Below are 22,740 nucleotides of genomic sequence, written 5' to 3'. Positions count from 1 at the left end.
TTCAGTCCGGGAAGCAGGGCAAGAACAGGTCAGTAGTCCGGAGTAGCTTTGGAAGTGACATGTCGCCCATCAACGCATCGGCGCCGTGAGCAGATGCGGTCGGCCCGTGATCGGATGCTCGATGAGTCGCGAATCGACGGCGAAGACCTCTCGCGTCAGTTCTGATGTGAGCGTCTCGACAGGGATGCCGACAGCCCGAATCCTGCCTTCATTCATCACGACGATCTGATCGGCATGGGCGACCGCGTGATTGAGGTCATGCAGAACGACCACACGCGTGAGATCGACGGACTCCAGAAGATTCAAGAGGTCGTGCTGCGCCGTGATGTCGAGGTGGTTCGTCGGCTCATCGAGCATGAGAACCGGGGCATCCTGAGTGAGCGCACGCGCGAGGAGCACCCTCTGCCGCTCACCCCCGGAGAGCGTGGCGTACTTGCGGTCGGCCATGTGCGCGGCCCCGCATCTCACCAGTGCGGCGTCAGCATGATCGCGATCAGCCTTGGTCTCGCCTCGGTACCACGGCTGGTGGGCATGACGCCCGGTCGCGACGATGTCGCGAACCAGCATGCTGTCGTTGCTGGTCTGATGCTGCGTCACCACGGCGCGCAACTGCGCCGCTCGCCGTGGTGCGACGTCCCAGACATCCACGCTCCCGATGAGGATGCAGCCGGCATCCGGCTTGAGCGCTCGATACATCGCACGCAGGAGCGTGGACTTTCCTGAACCATTCGGACCGACGATCGCGACGAATTCACCCGAAGCGACCTCGAGCGAGAGTTCCTCGATGAGGCGCGCGCCGCCGACACTGAGGTCGAGGTCCGTGATCGCGATCTTCATGTGCGGCCCTCCGGTGATCTCATCAGCCAGAGGAAGAAGGGTCCTCCCACGAGCGCGGTGAAGATCGTCAGCGGATACTCGTTCGGGCTTCCCACGGTACGGGCCACCAGGTCGACGGCGATCAGGAAGATCGCCCCCGCGAGCGCGGCGACCGGGAGCAATCGCCGATAGTCCGCCCCGACGATCATGCGCACGGCATGCGGAATGATCAGACCGACGAAGCCGACGCCGCCCGCGACCGCGACGGTCACGGCCGTGAGGAGTGCGGCGACGATGAGGAGTCCGAGTCGGAAGCGGCGCAGATTCACGCCGACCGCCACCGCGTCGTCGTCGCCCAGCGCCAGCGCGTTCAACCCTCGCGCCTGGCTCAGCAGCCAGGCGCCGGCGATGACCATGACGACAGTGGGCAGCAGGAGGCCATCCCATCTTGCTCCCGCGACGCTCCCCATCATCCAGAAGAGGATCCCGCGCACCTGCCCTGGCTCGGCCTGCAGCTGAGCGAAGCTGGTTCCCGCCATGGCGACGTATCCCAGCGCGACACCCGAGAGCACGAGTCGCATATCGGTGAAGGAGCCCGATCGCTGGGCGAACGCGAAGACGAGCACGAGGATGACCAGTGCGCCGACGAACGCCGCCGCCGGAGTGGTGAGTCCGAAGAGCACACTCGAACCGAAGGTCATCACCAGCACCGCACCGAGCGACGCTCCTGACGAGACACCGACGATGTACGGATCCGCCAGCGGATTCCGAAGCAGACCCTGCAGGGCTGCGCCGGCCAATGCAAGCGCCGCCCCGACGACGCCCGCCATCAGCACCCGCGGGACGCGCAGCTCCCAGACGATCTTCTGATCGATCGAATCGACAGCGCCGGAGTCGCCGGTCACGTTCGCCCACACCACCCCGATCACGCGATCGATACTGACGTTGACGCTCCCGAAGCAGACGGCGACCACTGCACTGACCAGGATCATTGTGGCCATCACGATCACCCACAGCGACAAGGGCACCACTGCGGCGATGCGAGGTCGGCGGCCGCGAACGGGTGCCGTCTCCGAGAGCGTCACGAGTGCGAAGGCAGGACGAAATCTCCGCCGGCGTCGTCCGCGGGTCTGCGCACGAAGGGGCTGAGCGCGACGGTAGCGAGGGCGATGAGCGCGGCGATCAGGAACGCCGCGCGTGCTCCCGGCGCTCCTGCCGTGGCGGCCGTGAGACCGTCGCTCTCACCTGCGTGCAGGATCGACGAGTATGTCACCAGCATCACTGCGACTCCGGCCGCACCGCCGACCTGCTGCAGCGTGTTCAGCACCGCAGTGCCGTGCGAATACAGCGGGCGGGGGAGAGACCCCAGCGAGGCGGAGAACAGTGGGGTGAACGACATCGCGAGTCCTACCGACATCACCGCCTGCACGATGATGAGCACCCACCACACCGTGTGCTCACCGACGGTCGAGTAATAGAACAGCGCGGCCGTCACGAGGATCGTGCCGGGGATCAGCAGTATGCGGGTGCCGCGTGCATCATAGATGCGTCCAGTCAGCGGTCCGAGCAGGCCCATCAACAGGGAACCGGGCAAGAGGATCAGACCGGACTGGAGCGGATTGAGGCCGGCCACGTTCTGCAGATACTGCGGTAGCAGGGTCAGCGTGCCGAACATCGACAGCGCGAGGATCGTCATGATGATCACCGAGACGGTGAAGTTCCCCGAGCGGAACACGCGCAGGTCGAGCAGCGCGTCGTCCTTGCGCTGCAGCAGGAGCTGACGCCAGACGAACAGGCCGAGCGACACGCCACCGACGACGAGCGAGAGGATGCCGGCCGTCTCGCCGGATCCGCCCTCGCCGCCGAACTGGCTGAGACCGAACACGATGCCGCCGAAGCCAAGCGCGGCGAGCGGGATCGAGAGCACGTCGAGCGGGACCTTGCGGGTCTCGCCGAGGTTCGTCATCCACTTCGCCCCCATGATCAGGGCGATCAGCGCGATCGGCAGGATGATCGCGAACAGCGCACGCCAGTTGGCCAGCTCGAGTACCGCGCCGGCGAGCGTCGGGCCGATCGCGGGAGCGAGAGAGATCACCAGGCCGACACGGCCCATCATTCGTCCGCGCGACTGCGGCGGCACGACGTTCATGATGGTCGTCATCAGCAACGGGATCATGACGCCGGTGCCGGCCGCCTGGATCACGCGTCCGACGAGAAGCATCGTGAAGCCGGGAGCGACGAGTGCCACCAGGGTGCCCAGCGAGAAGGCGATCATCGCGGCGATGAAGACCTGGCGAGTCGTGAACCGCTGCAGGATGAATCCGGTCGTCGGGATGACAACGGCCATGGTCAGCATGAAAGCGCTGGTGAGCCACTGGCCGAGCTCGGGTGGGATGCCGAGGTCGGTGTTGAGGTCCGGGATCGCGATCCCCATCGTGGTCTCGTTGAGGATCGAGACGAACGCTGCCACCAGCAGCAGCCAAATCACACGCATGTCAGAGCGCGGGATCATCCCTGACGTGGCAGCCGGAATCTTGATCGGACCAGTATCGACGGCAGACATACGGCCTCCTGGGCCTGGAGAGAATGAGGCGGCGAACGGGAGACCGGACCGTCAGGGCAAGGACGAGCGGCCCACGCCTGCCGACCGGAGGACGGGATCGGGATGCACGGCTCGGTCTTATTCTACGGTACGTAGAGTTAACTGCGGCATTCGCGCCTGCAGGGCGGATCTTTAACACTACCTATTGTAGAGTTAAGCCACTTGACCCCTAGGAAGGTTCGTCCGATGCACATCACGAAATCCCGAGCTGCGACCGCGCTCACGTCTCTCGTAGTTCTCAGCGTCCTGGCTGGGTGCTCCGTCAGCCCGTCCGATGCAACCAAGACCGAAGCGCCGACCGTCGATGGAACCACCCTGACGGGCGGGAGCACGGAATACCCCCTCACGATCGGCAACTGCGGCTTCGAGCAGACGTTCACGGAAAAGCCCGAGCGCGTGGTGCTCATGAACGGCGCCTCCGTCGCCGAGGTCGAATCCCTCCTTCTGCTCGGGCTCGACGACACCATCCTCGCGAACATGCAGAACTACGGGATGTCCGATCAGCCGGAACTGGTCGCGCAGATCGACGCGCTGCCCACGGGCGACCTGGACATGGCCGGGAGCTTCGAGATCCCGGCCGAGCAGTTGCTCGCCCTCAAGCCCGACCTGGTGATCGCGACAACGTCAGGCGGTTTCGACTCGGCCAACGGCCAGGCATCCCGCGACGAACTCGCTGCCGAAGGCATCAACACGATCGTCAATCCTGCGAACTGCGCCATGGGCAAGGAAGACGCTACGGAAGAGGAACTCTCCGCCTTCGACAACGCGACCGTCGAGTCGTCGTTCGGGTTCCTCAACCTCGTCGGCAACGTCTTCGATCGCCAGGCCGAGGCTGAAGCGCTCGTCAGCGAACTCCGTTCTCAGATCGACGCAGTGTCGTCTGCGGTGGAAGGCAAGGAGACGCCGACCGGCCTCATCGTCTTCCCCGGCATGTCGATGATGACGACCAACGGCATGCCCGCGGTCTTCCTCGGCGGCATCTTCGACGACGTTCTCAACCGGGCCGGTGTCGTCGGATCGTTCCAGGACAGCGACCTGACCTTCACGTCGACGATCGACGCCGAGCACCTCGCTACAGCCGACGTCGACGTTCTCGTCGTCGGTGGATTCATGCCGGGCGAGGATCTCGACGCTGAAGCCGCTACCCTCTTCGCCGAGTACCCGCAGTGGGACGCCGCGAAGAACAACAACTACGTCACCGTCTCCGACGGCGTGTACGTCGGCCCGACGAACGCCGCGGCGATCGAGAAGATCGCACGCGCCGCGCACCCCGACGCATTCTGAACTCTCCCGCAGATGGTCCGGCGATCCTGTGATCGTCGGACCTTTCGCACGCGTGAAAGTGGCCCGACTCGGGCGCGAGCCCGCACGAGCGGAGAGAGCCGGCGCCCCCAGGAAGCGCTTCCTCCGCTATGCTGAGCGGCAGCATCCGGAGCCCGATGCCCCGAGCCGCAGAGGATTGAAGATGGCGAGACTGGCCCAGCGCATGCCCACCATGGACGACGTCGCCGAGCTCGCAGGCGTATCGAGAACTACGGTCTCGCGGGTGTTCAGCAACACGGTGACCGTCGACCCGCTGCTGTCGCAGAAGGTTCATGACGCTGCGGCGAAGCTGCGCTACTCACCCAGCCAGATCGCTCGTGGTCTCGCCAAGGGCCGGACGCACTCGGTGGGCATTCTCGTCCCCGAGCTCGACAATCCCATTTTCCAGCGCACGCTCACCGGCCTCTCGCAGGCGGCCGGCGAGGACAGATATCAGGTGCTGATCGCTGACTCGTCGGAGCGACTCGCGAACGAGGCAGAGCTGATCACCGAGCTGCGGCGCCGATGCGATGCGATCGTCCTCTGCTCGCCGCGAATGGACGACGCTGAGCTGTCGACGCTGGTCGCACGCCTCGGCCCGGTCGTGATGATCTATCGCTCTGTACCGGTTCCCGGAGTTCCGGTCATCGCCGTCAGCCTCGAGCATGGGGTACAATTGCTCGCTGAGCACTTGCACGAGCTCGGGCACCGTCACATCGCATTCCTCGACGGCGGCGAGAAGTCAAGATCGGGCGCCCGTCGATTCGCCGCTCTCGAGGAGTTCTGCGCAGATCACCCTGACGTACGAGTGAGCCGCGTCACCGGCGGAGGCACCATCCAGGCCGGCTACGCCGCCGCGGATGCCGTCCTGGCCACGGACGCGACAGCCGTGATGGCCTTCAACGACGTCGTCGCGATGGGCCTGCTCAGTGCGTTGCAGCGACGCGGCGTCGCCGTCCCTGAGCAGCTGTCGGTGACCGGCTTCGACGACATCACGTTCAGCGAGTTCACCAACCCGCCGCTCACGACGGCGGCGATTCCGGCCGAGGAGCTCGGGCGTCTCGCCTGGGAACGGCTTCACGCGATGCTGGTGGACGGTGAGACGGATGACGGAACGACTGTCGTCCCGTCGGTGCACCTGCGGGCCTCGACGTCAGCAGTGATCTCGGACTGACACCGGCTGCACCGTCACGGTGAATCCGCGCCGGTGCCGCCGGCGCAGGTCAGGCTCTGCTTTCTGCCACAGGCTGCCGATCGCGCTTCAGGACTGCAACGGCTGCGGGCTCGAGAGTCAAGGTGTCCCCCGCGACGACGGCAACGCGCCCTGTCAGCAGCTCCGCCGCACCAGGGGGGACCGTGATCTCTGCAGAGTGCTGCCCGTGGTTGAGGAGGAAGAGATATGACCCCTCAGGTCCGTGACGTTCGACCGCCTCGACTCCGGCAGGCGTCTCTAGGACAGCGGCGACCTGTGCGTCGGCGAGCACGGTGTCGAGCACCCGATCCATGCCCGTCTCGCTCAGCTGAGTGCCGAGATACGTCACCACACCGTCGCCGAGCTCGTGGCGCAGGATCGCCGCCTCCCCCTCGAGGTAGCCGTCCGTGTAGGTCGCGAGAACCGTGGCACCATCGGTGACGAGATCGTCCTGCCACAGGCCGGCGTCCGTCTCTGAGCCACGCATGTCCACACGCACTCGCTCGTCCGACGGCAGCGGCGAGAACTCGCGAACGCGTCCGCCGATGAGCGACAGAAGACCACCGGGATAGCCGCCAGGGATCACCCGATCGTGCTCGTCAACGATGCCCGAGAAGAAGGAGATCAGTACGTGCCCGCCTGACCGCACATAGGCACTGAGCTGCTCGGTCTGCGCCTCGCTGAGCACATAGCTGTTCGGTATCACGATGAGGCGATAACCGGACATGTCGGCGTCGAGGGTGATCACGTCGGTGGCGATGTTGCGTCGCCACAGCGGGGTGAAGTGCCGCGTCACGATGTCGACGTAGCTGAGCTTCGTGGGGTGTGCGACGCCTTCCATCGCCCACCAGTTCTCCCAGTCCCAGACGATGGCCACCGCCGCCTCCGCAGTGGTTCCTGCGATCTCCTCGAGCTGTGTGAGCTCCTGTCCGAGATCGACGACCTCCTGCCAGGTCCGGGTGTCGGTCCCGCTGTGCGGCAGCATCGCCGAATGGAACTTCTCCTGGCCGTATCGCGAGGCGCGCCACTGGAAGAACATCACCGCGTCGGCTCCGTGCGCGATGGCTTGGAAGGATCCCAGACGCATCCTGCCCGGCTTCTTGACGAGGTTGAGCGGCCACTGACTGACGGCGCTGCTTGCCTGCTCCATCATCAGCCAGGGCTGCCCGCCCTTCAGCGACCGCATCAGGTCGTAGTTGAACGCAGCGGTGATGTGCGATTCGGCGTCGGCGGGGTTCGGATAGATGTCCAGCGCGACAGCATCCTCCTCCCTTGCCCATCGTGTGTAGTCGGCACCGGGGAAGAACCGCATGAAGTTCGTCAGCACCGGAATATCGGGGGTGATCGCGCGCATGATGTCACGCTCTTCGCGGAAGCAGCCGAGCAGGAGGTCGGAGGAGAACCGCTTGAAATCGAGCTCGCGCGCGGGGTTCACGTTCCCCATCACGGGCTTCGGCAGGTCGACCTGACTCCAGTCGCTGTAACGCTGGCTCCAGAAGGTGGTACCCCAGTGCTCGTTCAGGACCTCCAACGATCCGTGTCGGTCGAGGAGCCAGTCGCGGAACCGCGCACCGCACTGATCGCAGAAGCACTGCGTGTGATATTCGTTGCCGATGTGCCACATCGCCAGAGCCGGGTGGTTGCCATAGCGTTCCGCGAGCGCTCGCGCGATCTTCTGGCTGCGCTCGCGGTAGACCGCCGATGACGGGCAGAAGTGCGCCCGGCTTCCGATCGCGATCTTCCGCCCCTCCCTGTTGGTGGGAAGCACCTCTGGATGCTCGGTCGCGAGCCACGGCGGCGGCGCGGCGTTCGGCGTGCTGAGGTTCACGGAGATCCCGTGTTCGTGCAGGATGTCCATCACCTCGTCGAGCCACCCGAACTCCAGCTGGCCGTCAGCGGGTTCCAGTGACGACCAGGAGAAGACGCCGACGCTCACCAGCCGCACGCCCGCTTGCCTCATCAGCGCGGCGTCCTCGAGCCAAGTCTCCCTCGTCCATTGGTCGGGGTTGTAGTCGCCTCCGTAGACGATGCCGGGAAGCCGGGCGGTGAAGTTGTGGATGGGGTTCGTCACGTGACGCCTTCTGGTCGATCTGATCGGAGTCGGAGTGCGCGGGGCCCCTGACACGAGGCCCCGCGCGCAGCGAGGCTACATCGCCGCTTCGAGCTCGGAGATGAACTGCTTCGCTGCTTCGTCGGGGGTGATCTGATCGAAGATCACCTGCTGGTTCAGTCTGGCGAACAGCGGCACGAGCTCGGGCCCGGCGTCGAGGTTCGGCTTCGGGAAGCCGGCGACCGACAGCTCGGAAACCTCTGTCACGTAGTCCGCCAGCTTCTGCTCCGACGGCGAGAAGTCACCTTCGATGGACGCGAGTACCTCACTGTTCCCCGGTACGCCACGGTCAGAGCGCAGGATCGCACCCGCCTCCTCGCTGTTCACGATGAAGTCGATCAGCATCGCGGACTCGACCGGATGCTCCGACTTCGCCGAGACCGAGTAGTAGACGCCGGGCTTGACGTAGGCACCAGGGCGGTCGCCGTCGGACTCGCCCGGGAAGAGGAGCAGCTCGAGTTCGCGTCCGGAGGCTGTCTGCAGCGCTTCGACCTGGTTGGCGGAGAGGATGGACATCGCGGCGGTGTGGGTCGCGATCGGAGACTGCTCCAGTCCGAGCGATGCCTGCTCCACCGCGAGCGAGGCCGACGGCGTCGCGCCACTGTCGCGCAGCTCGAGGATGTACTCCCACCATGCGGCGGCAGTCTTCTCGGTGAAGCCGACGGTGGCGTCGTCGGGGCTCCAGAGATCTTCGCCACGCTGACGGATGAACATATTGAAGCCTTGTTCGTCGAGCGGGAGCGTGGCGCCGTAGACGTCGGGCCCTGCCTTCTCACTGATCTCCGCGGCGATGTCGAGGTAGTCGTCCCACGTCCAGGTCTCGTCGTCGGGCACCTCGATCCCCGCCTCCGAGAAGATCTGCGGATCGATGACGACGCCGAACGTGCCCACTCCTCCCGGCACCCCGTATACCCCGTCATCGATCGTCGACCCTTCGAGCGCGCCCTCATCGAACTGGTCGAGCGGGAGCACATCCGCGTGGTCCGACAGGTTCACGAGCAGACCGCCGTCGACGTAATCGTAGATGAAGGGGTCGACCTGCTGCATGACGTCGGGGGCGTCTCCTGCGGCCACGGTCGTGGAGAGTTTGTCCCAATAGTCCGTATAAGGAGCGAACTCGGGCACCACGGTGATGTTCGGGTGCTCCTTCTCGAACAGGTCGATCACCTGCTGCGTCATGGTGTGTCTGGTGTCGGATCCCCACCAGTTGAAGCGGATGGTGACCGGCTCATCGGAGGCTGTCGCCGGTGCGGATTCCGATGGCGCCGCGCATCCGGCGAGCACCATCGTCACGGCGGCACCGAGAGCTGCGAGGCGTACGAGTCGAGCCGTATGGCTCGTGCGGGGGTGTGTCATGTCATTGCTCCATTGCAGTTGTGATCGATCAGGGAAGAGGTCATTTGAGTCCGGTGGTCGCGATGCCTTTGATCAGGTAGCGCTGCCCCACGAGGAAGACGAGGAAGACAGGGATGAGGGTCACGACCGACATCGCGAACAGCGAACCCCAGGAGGATCCCCCTGTCGAGTCGACGAAGTTGCGGAGCGCGACCGGGACCGTGAGAACGTCCGGACGCGTGAGGTAGATGAGCTGACTGTAGAAGTCGTTCCAGGTCCAGATGAAGGTGAAGATGGCGGTGGTGGCGAGCGCCGGCACGGAGAGCGGCAGCAGCACCTGGAAGTAGGTGCGCCAGTACCCCGCGCCGTCGATGCGAGCAGCCTCGTCGAGTTCCTTGGGGAGTCCGCGGAAGAACTGCACCATGAGGAAGATGAAGAATGCGTCGGTGGCAAGGAACTTCGGGACGATGAGCGGCAGGAACGTGTTGACCCAGCCGAGGTTCGAGAAGAGGACGTACTGCGGAACGATGAGCACGTGGATCGGCAGCATCAGAGTCATCAGCATGAGTGCGAAAAAGATCTTCTTGCCCCGGAACTCCAGCTTGGCGAACGCGTAGGCGGCCATCGAGCAGGTGATGAGGTTGCCCAGCAGACTGCCGAGGACGATCGCACCCGAGTTGAGCAGATAGAGACCGAAGGGACTCGACAGCGCGTTCCAGCCATCGGTGTAATTGCTGAAGTCGATCGTCTCGGGAAGCAGCGACGGATCGCGGAAGATCAGCTCCTCCGGCTTGAGGGAACTCGCGACCATCCACAGCAGCGGATAGATCAGCAGCACGCCCACGGCGATCAGGATGATGTGCCTCACGACCTTCGAGAGCGTGATGCGGCGGGCAGACGGCGCGATCGAGCGGCGCTTCAGGAGATCAGTCGCGGTCACTGTAGAACACCCAATGCTTGGAGGCGATGAAGTTCACCGCGGTGAAGACGGCGATGATGAGCAGCAGGAACCAGGCCATCGCGGAGGCATAGCCCATGTCGCGCTTGCCGAAGCCCTCCTGATAGAGGTAGAGCGTGTAGAAGAGAGTCGAGTCGGCCGGACCCCCTGAACCACCTGAGACGATGAACGCCTGCGTGAACGTCTGGAACGAGCCGATGATCTGCAGGATCAGATTGAAGAAGATGATCGGCGAGAGTAGCGGCAATGTGATGCTTCGGAACTGTCGCCACCGACCCGCGCCGTCGATGGACGCCGCTTCGTAGTACATCTCCGGGATCTGTCGCAGCCCTGCGAGGAAGATGACCATCGCGGACCCGAAGGTCCACACGTGCAGCGCGACAAGGGTGCCGAGCGCCGTGTCGGGGTCCGAGATCCAGCCGGGGCCATCGATGCCGAACAGCGCGAGAAACTGGTTGACGAGCCCCTCCGTACCGAAGAGCTGACGCCACAGGATGCCCACCGCTACCGAACCGCCGAGAAGTGACGGCAGGTAGTAGACCGAGCGATAGATCGCCAGGCCGCGGATGCCGCGGTTCAGCATGATCGCCAGGCCGAGCGCGGCAGCCATGAGCAGCGGCACCCCCAGGAACACGTACGTGAACGTGACGCCCAAGGACTTCGCGAGTCGGGGATCGTTCAGCATGTCCGCATAGTTCTCGAGACCGATGAACTCAGGCGGCTTGAGGAGGTTGTAGTCGGTGAAGGACAGATAGAGCGAGGCGACCATCGGGAAGGCCGTGATCGCCAGCATCCCGACGAACCACGGAGCAAGGAAGCTCCACGCTGCACGTTCCTGGTGGCGGGCGGCCAGGCTGAGCTTGAGCTTCTGCTGGGGTGGGGCGGCGGCCATCAATGCCCTCTCCATCGTCGTCATTGAGCGGGGAAGCGCTTCCTTGGGAAGCGCTTCCCCGAGTATAGGGCGAGTCATGAGACATGTAAAGTCACGCAGCCTGAGACCGACGCGCAGTGGCGGGCGCGGCATGTCGGCGCCCACCCCTGCGCATACTCACAATTGGCGCGAATTCATCTGTTAGATGCATTCATGCCAATTGCACGATCGTGAAGTCTCTACGAAGCTGGAAGCACAATCCGCTCCCATCTCCAGGAGGACACATGTCGGCCCCCCGCCGCGCCCTGATCGTCATCGACCCCCAGCAGGAGTACTTCACCGGCCTCCTGCCCATTCAATACCCGCCGCGCGACGAGTCGATCCAGCGCATCGCGAATGCCATCGACGCTGCCGAGCGCGCCGGCATCCCCGTCGTCATGGTGCAGCACACCGCCGGGGACGACGCACCGGTGTTCAACCCGACCCAGCCGGGGTTCCGACTGCACCCCTCGCTGGAGGAACGCGACTCGAGCGCATGGAAGCACGTCGTGAAGAACTACAGCTCGATCTTCCCCGAGACGGGAGTTCATGATTGGCTCCGCGAGAACAAGATCGACACGATCACCCTGGTGGGCTACATGACCAACAACTGCGTCCTCGCCAGCGCCGCGGACGCCGAGTCACGCGGGATCGCTGCAGAGGTGCTCGCCGATGCCACCGGTGCGATCAACATCACCAACGACGCAGGATCCGCCGACGCCAAGACCGTGCACACCACGCTCATGGCCCTGCTGAACTCGAACTGGGCAGCTGTCGCTCCGACCGCCGCGTGGGTCGGAGCCGTCGAGGCGGGAACAGCGCTCCCCAAGGGAAACCTGGGCGAGTCGGCCGCCATGGGCGCCGCTGCACACGCCTGATCCGAATCATCCGGCCGGGCGCCACGCGCACGTGGTGTCCGGCCTTTCTCAGAAAGGTCCCGATGCTTCGTCCGTCACCATTCGGAAGCGCCCCGTTCGCCCTGTCGGTTCTCGACGGAGGCCTCACCGGCATGGGCTCCACCGCCGGTCGTGTCCTCGAAGAGGTGATCACTGCCGCGCGGATCGCGGACGCGCGGGGGTATGAGCGGTTCTGGATGTCAGAGCACCACGCCATGCCCGGAGCCTCGATCGCCTCGCCTCAGCTCATGGCCGCGCGCCTGATCAGCGAGACCCAGCGGATTCGCCTGGGTGCGGGCGGCGTCATGTTGCCTAATCATGCGCCGCTCGTGATCGCCGAACAGTTCGGCATGCTCGAAGCCCTCGCTCCTGGACGCATCGACCTCGGCGTGGGACGAGCCCCCGGCACCGACCATACGACGGCCGCTTCATTGCGGCGTCACGCGTCTGCGAACGACGAGTTCCCTCAGCAAGTGCAGGAGCTGATCGCGTTCCTGAAGGATGATTCTTCCGATGCGCTGGCCGACGTTCATGCGGTTCCGGGCCCCTGGCAGGAGCAGCAGAACGACACCGGCGCTCCAGCGTCGCCACCCAGGCTGTGGATTCTGGGGTCTTCGTTGTATTCAGCCCAACTCGCCGCCGCACTCGGCCGACCGTACGCCTTCGCACTGCAGTTCGGCAGCCCCGATGTCGCCAACGCGCTCCGCATCTACCGTCAGCACTTCCACCCCTCCCGCGTACTGAGCGCGCCGTACGCGATCGTCAGCGTCGGTGCAGTGGCAGACGAAGACCCGGCGCAGGCTCGCCGCGAGTCGACGACCAATGCCATGGGGATGATGCGGATGTTCCAGCGCGAGACGTTCGCGTTGCCCTCCCCCGATGCCGTGCGAGATCATCCGTCATCGGCCGCACAACACCAGTTCATCGATGACTGGACCGACCGCACGTTCCACGGAACGGCATCAGACGTCGCCGCGCAGCTGGAGGAACTGCACTCGATCACCGATGCCGACGAGTTGATGCTGGTCACCGGCAGCCACGGCGTGCAAGCTCGGTCGACCACTCTCGAGCTGATCGCCGACCATTTTGGTGCGGGCGATTCCCGCCGGGTCTGAACCCCCACCTTCGATGGTCGCGCCGGTTCCCACCCCGGCGCGACCATCGCGGTCATCGCCGGAACAGGCGCGAGAAGAACCCGGTGGCGGGCGCCTTCTCGTGGCCGGGGCAACGCTGATCCAACGGCACGTGACGCATGACATCTGCGACGTGCTGGCCGCATCCGGCCCAGGTCGTCTTGCCGCAGATCTTGCAGGTGACTGCTCTGCACATGAGAGGTCCTTTCGTATGAAGAATCTGATCGGGCGCGGCCTCAGGCCAGGCTGAGGAAGACCTTCTCAAGCTCTTCCACGGTCGGACCCTCTGTGTCATCTGAGCGCCCGACGCACTCCTCCAGCGCCGAGGCGACGATGACGAAGCCGGCCCTGTTGAGCGCGTGCGTCACGGCTGCGAGCTGGGTCACGACATCGCGGCACGACGCCTCGGCTTCCACCGCAGTTATCACCGCGTCCAGCTGCCCCCGTGCGCGGCGAAGCCGGCTGACGACGCGCCGCTGGGCCTCTTGCTCCGTACTATGCATCGGCATCTCTCTCTTTCTCTGACACCCGAACAGAACGATCGTCCTGGCCTGTCGATGGTTCTGCGATTGAATCCGACAGCGTGCTCGTGCGAACCCATGAGGTTGCGCACCGTCCGGTCGCCGCCATCGCGACCACGCCAGCCGCGATCAGCCCCGCCACGACCGCGACCACCGGCGACGAAGGCACCGTCAATGCCCCGAACGCGGCGACGAAGACCGCGATAACCACGAAAGAGAGCCGTTCCGCTGTCGTCGCACGGCAGACGACACGCGCGGGGCGATCAGACATGGAGCGCGAAGGCCGGCACGGCGAGCACTTGATCCACACGGTCTGCGAGCACCGCGCGCAGCGTCGTCATCCCGCCGGAGAGCGAGGCGGAGTCGAACCCCGACTGATCGAGGATCCGATGCGCGATCGCCGAACGGACACCCGATGCACACATCACCCTCACCGGCCGTCCTGCCGCAGCCAGATGCACCTCCTCCAGACGCTCCCGCAGCTGGGTGTGCGGAATGTGAAGCGCATCGGCAATCATTCCCTCCGCGACTTCGGCATCGCCTCGCACATCCAAGATGAGCGAGGTCTCACGTGCGAGGTCGAGGTCGCGCGCATCCCACAGCCGCATCGTGCCGTCGAGGACATTGGCACCCAACATGCCTGCAAGATTCACCGGGTCCTTGGCCTGACCGAACGGGGGTGAATAGGCGAGATCCAGATCGATCAGATCGGTGACGGCCATACCCGCGCGCAGCGCGGTCGCGATCACGTCGATTCTCTTGTCGACGCCTTCCCGTCCCCATGCCTGCGCGCCCAGGATCAGCCCATCCCCCTCTCGGAAGTGAACGTTCAGGTGAACCGGAACGGCACCGGGAAAGTACCCCGCGTGCTGGTTCGGATGCAGGCTGATCGTCCGGAACGCGATTCCCGATCGAGAGAGCATGGCGCGGTTCGCGCCGGTGAGGGCGACCGTCAACTGACCGACCCGCACGATCGCCGTTCCCAGAGGTTGCGGAATCGGTCGCGCCTTGTCCGGGCGGATGATGGCATCGGCCACGAGCCGTCCGGCTCGGTTCGCGGGACCTGCCAGCGCCACCGGCCGGCGAATGCCCGTCACAGGATCCTGGCTGAGTACGGCATCTCCCACAGCCCACACCTGCGGCAACGAGGTACGTCCGTGCTCGTCGACGATCATCGCCCCGCGCTCGCAAGCGACCCCGGCCGCCTCGAAGACCGCGGTGTCGGGGCGCGCCCCGACAGAGAGCACGATGAGATCGGCGACGACTTCGGTGCCGTCCGACAGAGTGATGGCGTCAGCATCATGACCCGCGACGATCGCCTCGGCAGCGACCCCCGTTCGAACGTCCACACCCAGTCGGCGCAGCTCTTCGACGACCATCCACCCGAACTCCGCATCGACCGGCGAGAGGACGTGGTCGGCGACCTGGACCAGAGTGGTCTCCACGCCTTGCAGCGCCAGGGCCTCTGCCGCTTCGACGCCGATGAACCCCGCCCCGAGGACAACGGCTCGCGTCACGCCGGTCTCGACCTGCGCGCGCAGATACGCGGCATCTTCCACACTGCGCAATGTCCGCACCCGCGGAGAGTCGAGACCGGAGATGTCCGGACGCACGGCTCGCGCACCCGGCGCCAACACCAGGGCGTCGTACTCGATGCGTTCCTCTCCCGCCGCTGTGCGAACGACGACGCTCTGCGAGTCGGCATCCATACCGACCACATCGTGCCCGGTGCGGACGTCGAGGTTCAACGACGCCCGCAGCGTCTCGGGCGTCTGCACCAACAGCGAGCCCTCTTCTTCGATCTCGCCCCCGACGAAGTAGGGAAGCCCGCAGTTCGCGAACGACACGTGCGCGCCACGTTCGAGCACCACGATCTCGGCGGACTCGTCGAGGCGCCGAGCTCGCGATGCGCAGCTCATCCCCCCGGCGACCCCGCCGACGATCACGATCCTCATGAGGTCGTGGCGTCCTGAGCGGCGATCTTCGCACGCACCTCATCCATGTCGAGACCCTGGACTGCTTCGACGACTTGCTGCAGACCCGCTGCCGGCAGCGCACCGGGCTGCGAGAAGACCAGGATGCCGTCTCGGAAAGCCATCAGCGTCGGGATCGATCTGATCTGGAAACCAGCGGCGAGCGCCTGCTCCGCTTCGGTGTCGACCTTGCCGAAGACGAGGTCGGGGTACTTCTCAGACGCGGCCTCGAAAACCGGCCCGAACATCCGACACGGGCCGCACCACTCCGCCCAGAAGTCGAGCAGCACGATGCCCTCACCGTTCATGGTCTGGTCGAAGTTGGAAGCCGTGATCTCAGTGGTAGCCATGGGTAGACTTTATACCCCCAGGGGTATATCTGTCCGCGGCAAGCAGGCCGATGTGCGATGAGAAAAGGCCACACGAGGAGTTCTATGAGAATCGCGATCAATGCCTTCACGGACGTGACGATGTTCCATCTCTCCGTGCCGCAGATGGTGTTCGACGAGGTCTCCCGACTGGGTCTCGCTGATTGGTCGTGCGTGCTGTTCTCCGAGCGCGGTGGCACCATTCGTACGGCCGAAGGCTATTCGATCAGCGGGGTTCAGCCCCTGACGGTCGTCGCCGACGCCGATCTCATCGTCATCCCGTCGTGGGTCGACGATGGACGCGTGCCGAGTGCGGCCCTGCGCAGAGCAGTTGTCGACGCGCACGCCCGTGGCGCCGTGGTCGCCGGCCTCTGCCTCGGCGCGATCGCCGTGGCCGACGTGGGCCTACTCCGAGACAGGAGCGCCGTCACGCACTGGCGCGCTCTGAGCACCCTCGCCGGAAGGCACCCCGAGATCAGCACCGAAACAGACGTGCTCTACATCGATCATGGCGATGTGCTGACCTCGTCCGGCACCGCGTCGGGCATCGATGCGTGCCTTCACATGGTGCGTCAGCGGCTCGGTGCGGAGGCCGCCAATCGGGTCGCGCGCAGCCTGGTCGTGGCGCCGCACCGCGAGGGTGGACAAGCCCAGTACATCGAGCACCCCGTGGCCGTCCGCGAAGCGGATGACCCGGTCGCGATGGCATCCGCCTGGGCTCTCGCCCATCTCGATGAGGATCTCACCATCGAGGCTCTCGCCAGCGCCGCGCATGTGAGCCGTCGCTCGTTCGTGCGTGCCTTCCGCTCATCGACCGGCTCCACGCCCGCGGCATGGGTGCGATCGCGACGTCTCGACGAAGCTCGGCACCTTCTGGAGGCCTCGAGCCTCTCGATCGATCAGATCGCGGCATCCTGCGGGTTCGGGAGCCCGATCACCCTCCGCCAGAACTTCATGTCCGCCTTCGGAAGCACGCCGTCCAGCTATCGGCGGCGGTTCGACGCTCGCGCGTGAGCGTCAGCTTCGTCGGGAAGTGATCATCCCGACGACCACAGCGAGTCTTCCGGAGTGCACGCCGCGAGCGAGCACGACCGCCCCCGAGCAGAGGTGGCCCGCCCGCACTGCTGCCGCTACCGCACCGCCTTGGGGAGCGCGAAGGTGACCACGGCGACGAGCGCCGCCACCACCAGCATGTAATAAGCCGGAGCGAGCAGGTCGCCGGTGGCCTGCACAAGCCAGGTGCTCACATACGGAGCGGTTCCACCGAACAGGACATAGCCCGCGTTGTAGCCGATGCCAGCGCCGCTGAGCCGATTCTTCACAGGGAACAACTCGATGAACGCGACGCCGAAGGGGCCGAAGAACACGCTGATCGCAAGGGCCAGGAGGAGCTGCCCTGAGATGGCCCCGACAGCTGTGCCATTGCTCGCGAGCAGATAGGCCGGGACAGCGACGATTGCGGAGAGTGCCGCGCCCGTGATCAGGACGGGCTTACGACCGATCCGATCGGACAGCAGTCCCGTGAGCGGCATCGCGAAGAAGACTGCGAGCAGGGCGATCGCGTTGGACGCCAGAGAGACGCCCTGATCGAGGTTGACCGTTTCGCTGAGATACGTCGGCAGGTACCCGGTCAAGGTGTAGAAGCCGAGGCTGGAGAGCGATGCCAGCGCGAATGCGTAGAAGACAGCACGAGGAGATTCTTTGATCGCCGTCCACAGGGGGAAGCTTCGTTTGCCGCCCAGCGCCGGAGATTCGCCCCTGCGCGTGGCCTGGAACTCGGGGGACTCGTCGACCTTCTGTCGGATGTAGAGCCCGACGAGAGCGAAGACGCCACCCAGTAGGAACGGAACCCTCCACCCCCACTCACCGTACGCGTCACTCCCCAACCCGCTCGAAAGAAGGAGGATGAGCAGTGAAGCGAACACAGCGGGAACAGTCGAAAACGACAGAGTGAATGCGACCGCCAAGCCACGACGGTGAGCAGGTGCATGCTCGGCCACCAAGGTGTTCGAGCCTGTCGTCTCCGCCCCTGCGGAGAGACCCTGCGCCAATCGGCACACAACCAGAAGAACGGTGGCGATGACTCCGACCTGGCCGTACGTCGGGAGCAGACCGATTGCGACCGTCGCTCCACCCATGATCAGAATCACCGCGGCGAGTACATTGCGCCGCCCGACGGTGTCCCCGATATGACCGAAGATGATCGCGCCCAGGGGACGCATGACGAATCCGGCTGCGTACACCGCGAACACCGCCAGCAGGGAAGCCACACGGTCCTCCGCCGGGAAGAACAGAGTTGCAATGACCGTGGCAGAGTACGCATAGACGACGAAGTCGTACCATTCGACGAACTGCCCAATGGCAGCTGAAGCGAGGACTCTACGCAGTTGCGTTCGATCCGGGGTTTTCGATGCCGACAGCTCATCAATGTTCTTGGACGTCATTATCCGAGTACTCCTTCTAACTTGTGCGAGGGGGAGATATCAGCGCGAATGACCTGTCAGTCGATAGCGCTGATTCGTTTCCACGGGCTGAGCGATTCGAGCTCGCCGCAGAACGTCTGGATCGAGCGTGGCGATGGCGAGCCCCTGGTCCGTGAGCACTTCTGCCATGCGCTGGCCATGTGGGTTGATGACAGCGCTCTCGCCCGTCGAGGCTGCGCCGGCCTGATTGCTCAGCAAGAAGTACGAGGTCGTTTCGATCGCCCTGGCCGAAGCCAGAGTACGCAGTTGGAACGCCTTACTCGGCCCCTCGGCCCACGCGGAGCTCATCGAGATGACGTCGACTCCTCTCTGGAAGAGCCCGAGGCTCAACTCAGGAAAGCGGAGGTCGTAGCAATTCAACAGACCTACGCGCCAGCCGGCGATTTCGACAACCGAGAGTTCTGAGAAGTCCCCCAGTACAGGCCCAGGTGAGATGTACTCCGATTCGCGATACTCGAACGCATCGTAGAGATGAACCTTGTCGTATGACGCCGACACCTCACCGTCGGGGGTTACGGCGAGCAACCGGTTGTACGGCCGCTCGTGCGCGGCGTCCGGCGCGTACGTACCGAAGATGATGTGGATCTCGTGCCGGACAGCTATGGAGCGCATCCGATCGACGAACGACTCCGAGTGCTGAGCGGCGACGAGTCGAATCTCGGCAGGATCCGACGTCCACTCGATAATCGACGACTCCGGCAATGTGAGCAAAGACGCACCTTCCGCAGACGCTCTCATGGCGAGGAGATCGATCGCCCTGAGATTCTCTGCAACATCGGACGTCGAAGTGAACTGACCGGCGGCAACCGTGATCGATGTGGTCGGCATCTTGTTCTTCATGCCAGTCAAATCGTTGTGGCCCATGATGGAAAGCTAGATCAACTGGCCATCCGTGTCAATATGGAAACGTGAAGCCCCTGCGGGCCATGGCGATCGCTTGGCTCACCACAAGTTCGGAGCTCCTCTAAAGCGATCAGCGAAGGAGTTGCAGGAGATGGCGGGATCATCGCCCGCGCGGGACCGCCTCGGCCGCCAAGTCACCATCAAAGATGTCGCAGCGCTGGCTGGCGTCTCACCGGCCACCGTGTCGCACGCGCTATCAGGGCGTCGAAAGATCTCAGAGTCCACGACTCAGAGAATCAGGGAGGCCATCGACGCCCTGGGGTACGCGGCAGACCCCGTCGCGACGGCCCTGCGACGCGGCTCGACCCGCCTCATCGGCCTGGTGTTACGACCCCGCGATGCAGTGCAAGGCTCGCTCCAAGGCGCTGCGGGGTTCCTGGAGCTCATGGGGACAGCAGCCATCGCATCACTCGAGCAGGGATGGGGACTCGTCCACGTGCCCAACACAGCGAGCGAGTGCGACCTGTCCCTACCGGTTGACGGCTATATCGTTGCCCACCCCTTTCGGGACGATCCCGTCCTCGCTCAGTTGCATCGAGCTCGAAAGCCGGTCGTGACCATCGACGGGTTCGACGATCAGGACGACCAGTTCGACGTGCGGATCGATCACGCTCACGGAGTGCTGGAGCTTCTGGGCGGTCTGGACCATCGCGCCCGCACTCACACGGCGCTCGTCACCGGCACGGAACCGAATCGGTGGAACGAAGAGGTCAAGAAGAGCGTCATCGAAGTTTTCCACGAAGAGGGCAGCCCGCTCGATGTCATCTCCCTGTACGAGGGCGAGGGAGTTCAGGGAGCGCGAAAGTTGATAGAGGGATTGATCCGCGATGGGGCGCGCCGAATCCTGGTCGGGCCGAGCCGCTTCGCTCTCGGCGCGTTGGACGCTTCGCGCTCACTCGGCTTCGCCGTTCCCGAGGAGGTCGAGGTGGCCGCCTTCACGGACAGCCCTCTGGCAGCCCACGCGCAGCCGGGGATCACCGCGATGGATGTGCAGGCCGCGGAGGCCGGCAAGAGAGCTGTCGAAAACCTCCTCGGACAGTTGAGCGGGTCAGCGCACGAAGGCCGGAAGATCGTCCCTGCGGTTCGCTGGCGTGGATCAACAAGAGGTCAGGCCCCGGAATCAGGGTCGCAGGCGACGAAGCCGGGGATGAGCGCTCCGACCTCGTCCTAGACGCCGCTGGTTCTGCGCACTCGTGAACGCGTCGAGTTGCGTAGCAACCGTGAGAACGCAGCCTCTTGCGCCAGATGAGCGGGGAGAAGAGACTGCGTTCGTCACCGGAACCGGGCGCTCCGGCCAGTACTCGTACGAGATGGTTCCCGTGCATGCACTGGTCTGCACGTGACGGCGCGCGGGCGTGAGGCCCCGATTCCACGGCACTTCACCACTGCGCGCAGCTCACACCTGATCGGCGAGGATCTGCGCCGTCACGTCATTCGCACCATGCAGGACGAACTCCACACTCCCGTCGGCGGCGACCACCGGGAGGAATGTCGGCTGCCAGTAGCGGATGTCGAAGGAACCGTCCGGCTGCTCCATGTCATATCGCACCGGCGGCACGATGGCCTCCTGCCCTGTCTCAATCACCGTGCTGATCGCGCCGTGGAGCACCTCAGTCCCCTTCGCGTCCGGGTCATCGGGGTTGTCGGGGAACACCAGCAGAATGTCGACGCCCAGAGCGCGCTCACGGGAAGAGCCGGTCGCGGCGAAGAACGAGTCGGTCGCCGCCACGATCACCCCCTCGCGATCAACCACGACGTAGGACTCCGGAAGCGCGTTGAAGATGCGCCCGAGCTGGGCGGTGTCGACGGTGGTCGGTTCCATGTTCTTCTCCTTCTCAATGGGGATGCAGTGCTTCCAGACTCCACCCGATCGTCACAGCGCAACCAGTCGCGAATCTGTACTGCGTGATTCAGCGGGAAGAGGTACAGATCATGCACTGCCGTGAACGCATAGCGAGGAGTGGAATGACCTTGAACATCCGATCGCCGCGGGCTCCGATAGAAGGCCGCGGCACATGACGGCAACAGCAGAAGGAGTACGCAATGAAGATCCGCCAGATCCGCAACGCCACACTGGTCCTGGACATCGGTGACGCCCGTATCCTCGTGGATCCGTGGCTGTCCGTCGAGGCCACCACCGTGTTCCCCGGTCCGACCGTCTCGTTGGTCGTCCCGATGGAGGAGATCGTCAACGTCGATGCCGTCATCCTCACCCACCTACACCCCGACCACTGGGACCCGACGGCGATCGAGAATCTCGCGAGCGAGGTTCCGATCTTCACTCAGCACGCTGCCGACCGCGATCGAGTTCACGACGGGCAGGCGATGATCGTGGAAGCTACCGGAGAGGTCTGGTACACGCACGTCGAAGGCAAGAGGTTCGAGAATGCCACGGTCCTCACGGGCAACCCCGAGTTCAAGGGCGTGAAGATGAAGAAGGTTCCCGGCCAGCATGGTTCTGACTTCGCCGTGCAAGCCGCGTACCAGATCCTCGCCGAGGTGATGGGTGTCGTCCTCTCCTCCCCCGGCGAGAAGACCCTGTACATCGCAGGCGACACCACGTGGAACCAATACGTCGAGGCGAACATCGCCGAGTACAAGCCGGACATCATCGTGGTCAATGCCGGCAACGCGAAGCTCCCGGGCATCGACGACTCGATCATCATGTCGCCGGAAGACGTCGTCAAGGTCTGCGAGGCGGCCCCGGGTGCGATCATCATCGCGAGCCATCTGGATGCCGTCGCCCACGCGACGACCTCCCGCGCTGAGCTTCGCGCCCACCTCGAAGCAATGGGCCTCGCACACCGCGTCCTTATCCCCGCCGACGGCGAGACCATGACGCTCTGATTCCGAACGCAACCTGAAAGGGTGTGAGTCAGGCCGTGAGTGTTGCGGGGCGGAACCAGCCGGTGTACGACGCGGCCAGATCAGGTGCGCCTTCGAACCCGACATCGCCGCGCGCGATCGCGTCCGCGCAGGCGCGCTTGCCCCACCACAGCTCATTGAGCACGCCCGCGTCGACGATCACCGTCAGATCGGGCTGCCGCTCCGGCACTCCGACAGACGCCCGCGAGCCCTCCCGGCCCACATGAATCCAGGCGCTGGAGAGTCGCGAGTCAGGAAACCGGAACGCGAGCGTGAGCTCACTCAGAGGCAGAACCTCTGGGACGATGCCCTGGTACATCTGCCAGATCAACGTCGCGACGTTAACCTCACCGACGGACGTCGGAGGGAGGTG

Annotated in this window: 22 protein-coding genes and 1 pseudogene; 8 read left to right on the top strand and 15 right to left on the bottom strand. The window is 64.7% G+C overall.

Features of this window, described 5'->3' with window-relative positions:
• Positions 1 to 69: 69 nt before the first annotated feature.
• The 3 genes from ACZZZF_RS14415 to ACZZZF_RS14405 all read right to left on the bottom strand — a co-directional run bounded on the left by ACZZZF_RS14415 (position 70) and on the right by ACZZZF_RS14405 (position 3,379).
• Positions 70 to 837, bottom strand: coding sequence for an ABC transporter ATP-binding protein (locus ACZZZF_RS14415; RefSeq protein ID WP_463499093.1), 768 nt, complete (start codon positions 835 to 837; stop codon positions 70 to 72).
• The gene (locus tag ACZZZF_RS14410) at positions 834 to 1,817 is read right to left on the bottom strand and encodes a FecCD family ABC transporter permease (RefSeq protein ID WP_463499090.1); all 984 of its coding nucleotides are present in this window, start codon (positions 1,815 to 1,817) and stop codon (positions 834 to 836) included. Before ACZZZF_RS14410 ends, ACZZZF_RS14415 begins: the two co-directional genes overlap by 4 nt.
• A gap of 80 nt (positions 1,818 to 1,897) precedes the next feature.
• Positions 1,898 to 3,379, bottom strand: a complete 1,482-nt coding sequence (locus ACZZZF_RS14405) for a DHA2 family efflux MFS transporter permease subunit (RefSeq protein WP_463499087.1) — start codon at positions 3,377 to 3,379, stop codon at positions 1,898 to 1,900.
• 225 nt (positions 3,380 to 3,604) lie between these two features.
• Here ACZZZF_RS14405 and ACZZZF_RS14400 point away from each other — a divergent pair, with 225 nt between their 5' ends.
• Both ACZZZF_RS14400 and ACZZZF_RS14395 read left to right on the top strand, forming a co-directional pair.
• Complete coding sequence (locus ACZZZF_RS14400) at positions 3,605 to 4,702, top strand: ABC transporter substrate-binding protein (RefSeq protein ID WP_463499085.1); 1,098 nt, start codon at positions 3,605 to 3,607, stop codon at positions 4,700 to 4,702.
• Between the two features lie 181 nt (positions 4,703 to 4,883).
• Entirely contained in the window at positions 4,884 to 5,894 is a 1,011-nt protein-coding gene (locus tag ACZZZF_RS14395) for a LacI family DNA-binding transcriptional regulator (RefSeq protein ID WP_463499082.1), read from the top strand.
• 49 nt (positions 5,895 to 5,943) lie between these two features.
• Here ACZZZF_RS14395 and ACZZZF_RS14390 read toward each other — a convergent pair whose 3' ends face one another.
• The 4 genes from ACZZZF_RS14390 to ACZZZF_RS14375 all read right to left on the bottom strand — a co-directional run bounded on the left by ACZZZF_RS14390 (position 5,944) and on the right by ACZZZF_RS14375 (position 11,207).
• On the bottom strand, positions 5,944 to 7,983 hold the full coding sequence (locus ACZZZF_RS14390) for a beta-galactosidase (protein ID WP_463499079.1): 2,040 nt from the start codon (positions 7,981 to 7,983) through the stop codon (positions 5,944 to 5,946).
• A 75-nt stretch (positions 7,984 to 8,058) separates the two neighbouring features.
• Positions 8,059 to 9,378, bottom strand: coding sequence for an ABC transporter substrate-binding protein (locus ACZZZF_RS14385; RefSeq protein WP_463499076.1), 1,320 nt, complete (start codon positions 9,376 to 9,378; stop codon positions 8,059 to 8,061).
• 40 nt (positions 9,379 to 9,418) lie between these two features.
• Positions 9,419 to 10,243, bottom strand: a complete 825-nt coding sequence (locus tag ACZZZF_RS14380; protein ID WP_463499951.1) for a carbohydrate ABC transporter permease — start codon at positions 10,241 to 10,243, stop codon at positions 9,419 to 9,421.
• A 40-nt stretch (positions 10,244 to 10,283) separates the two neighbouring features.
• Complete coding sequence (locus tag ACZZZF_RS14375) at positions 10,284 to 11,207, bottom strand: carbohydrate ABC transporter permease (RefSeq protein ID WP_463499073.1); 924 nt, start codon at positions 11,205 to 11,207, stop codon at positions 10,284 to 10,286.
• A 263-nt stretch (positions 11,208 to 11,470) separates the two neighbouring features.
• On the opposite strand from ACZZZF_RS14375, the gene ACZZZF_RS14370 reads away from it, so the two are divergent.
• Entirely contained in the window at positions 11,471 to 12,103 is a 633-nt protein-coding gene (locus ACZZZF_RS14370; RefSeq protein WP_463499070.1) for an isochorismatase family protein, read from the top strand.
• A gap of 62 nt (positions 12,104 to 12,165) precedes the next feature.
• A complete protein-coding gene (locus ACZZZF_RS14365) occupies positions 12,166 to 13,236 on the top strand; it encodes an LLM class flavin-dependent oxidoreductase (RefSeq protein WP_463499067.1) in 1,071 nt (356 codons plus the stop codon).
• A gap of 52 nt (positions 13,237 to 13,288) precedes the next feature.
• Here ACZZZF_RS14365 and ACZZZF_RS14360 read toward each other — a convergent pair whose 3' ends face one another.
• The 4 genes from ACZZZF_RS14360 to trxA form a co-directional block, all read right to left on the bottom strand.
• Positions 13,289 to 13,450 carry a hypothetical protein gene (locus ACZZZF_RS14360; RefSeq protein WP_463499064.1) on the bottom strand — a complete coding sequence of 54 codons (162 nt, stop codon included), beginning with the start codon at positions 13,448 to 13,450 and terminating at the stop codon, positions 13,289 to 13,291.
• 40 nt (positions 13,451 to 13,490) lie between these two features.
• Positions 13,491 to 13,757, bottom strand: a complete 267-nt coding sequence (locus ACZZZF_RS14355; protein WP_463499062.1) for a metal-sensitive transcriptional regulator — start codon at positions 13,755 to 13,757, stop codon at positions 13,491 to 13,493.
• Positions 13,758 to 14,038: 281 nt separating this feature from the next.
• On the bottom strand, positions 14,039 to 15,730 hold the full coding sequence (locus tag ACZZZF_RS14350; protein WP_463499059.1) for an FAD-dependent oxidoreductase: 1,692 nt from the start codon (positions 15,728 to 15,730) through the stop codon (positions 14,039 to 14,041).
• Entirely contained in the window at positions 15,727 to 16,098 is a 372-nt protein-coding gene (gene trxA / locus ACZZZF_RS14345; protein WP_463499056.1) for a thioredoxin, read from the bottom strand. The genes ACZZZF_RS14350 and trxA overlap by 4 nt, the downstream gene beginning before the upstream one ends.
• An 84-nt stretch (positions 16,099 to 16,182) precedes the next feature.
• On the opposite strand from trxA, the gene ACZZZF_RS14340 reads away from it, so the two are divergent.
• The gene (locus tag ACZZZF_RS14340) at positions 16,183 to 17,130 is read left to right on the top strand and encodes a GlxA family transcriptional regulator (protein WP_463499052.1); all 948 of its coding nucleotides are present in this window, start codon (positions 16,183 to 16,185) and stop codon (positions 17,128 to 17,130) included.
• 116 nt (positions 17,131 to 17,246) lie between these two features.
• Here the strand turns inward: ACZZZF_RS14340 and ACZZZF_RS14335 are convergent, their stop codons facing one another.
• Both ACZZZF_RS14335 and ACZZZF_RS14330 read right to left on the bottom strand, forming a co-directional pair.
• Positions 17,247 to 18,560, bottom strand: a complete 1,314-nt coding sequence (locus tag ACZZZF_RS14335; RefSeq protein ID WP_463499049.1) for an MFS transporter — start codon at positions 18,558 to 18,560, stop codon at positions 17,247 to 17,249.
• A gap of 39 nt (positions 18,561 to 18,599) precedes the next feature.
• On the bottom strand, positions 18,600 to 19,463 hold the full coding sequence (locus ACZZZF_RS14330; protein WP_463499047.1) for a nitrilase-related carbon-nitrogen hydrolase: 864 nt from the start codon (positions 19,461 to 19,463) through the stop codon (positions 18,600 to 18,602).
• A gap of 130 nt (positions 19,464 to 19,593) precedes the next feature.
• Here ACZZZF_RS14330 and ACZZZF_RS14325 point away from each other — a divergent pair.
• A pseudogene (locus ACZZZF_RS14325) lies at positions 19,594 to 19,758 on the top strand (LacI family DNA-binding transcriptional regulator); the annotation flags it as partial.
• Between the two features lie 297 nt (positions 19,759 to 20,055).
• Entirely contained in the window at positions 20,056 to 20,673 is a 618-nt protein-coding gene (locus tag ACZZZF_RS14320) for a substrate-binding domain-containing protein (RefSeq protein ID WP_463499949.1), read from the top strand.
• 225 nt (positions 20,674 to 20,898) lie between these two features.
• Here the strand turns inward: ACZZZF_RS14320 and ACZZZF_RS14315 are convergent, their stop codons facing one another.
• Positions 20,899 to 21,324, bottom strand: a complete 426-nt coding sequence (locus tag ACZZZF_RS14315; RefSeq protein ID WP_311258482.1) for a PAS domain-containing protein — start codon at positions 21,322 to 21,324, stop codon at positions 20,899 to 20,901.
• A 221-nt stretch (positions 21,325 to 21,545) separates the two neighbouring features.
• Here ACZZZF_RS14315 and ACZZZF_RS14310 point away from each other — a divergent pair, with 221 nt between their 5' ends.
• On the top strand, positions 21,546 to 22,349 hold the full coding sequence (locus ACZZZF_RS14310; RefSeq protein ID WP_311258481.1) for an MBL fold metallo-hydrolase: 804 nt from the start codon (positions 21,546 to 21,548) through the stop codon (positions 22,347 to 22,349).
• Positions 22,350 to 22,377: 28 nt separating this feature from the next.
• Here the strand turns inward: ACZZZF_RS14310 and ACZZZF_RS14305 are convergent, their stop codons facing one another.
• Positions 22,378 to 22,698 (bottom strand): hypothetical protein, encoded by a 321-nt coding sequence (locus tag ACZZZF_RS14305; protein ID WP_463499968.1) that lies wholly within the window; start codon positions 22,696 to 22,698, stop codon positions 22,378 to 22,380.
• Positions 22,699 to 22,740: the final 42 nt, after the last annotated feature.

This window comes from Microbacterium sp. AC215 (assembly GCF_979258645.1).
Note: the sequence above shows the minus strand (reverse complement) of the source record. Positions and strands in the feature narration are given on the sequence as shown.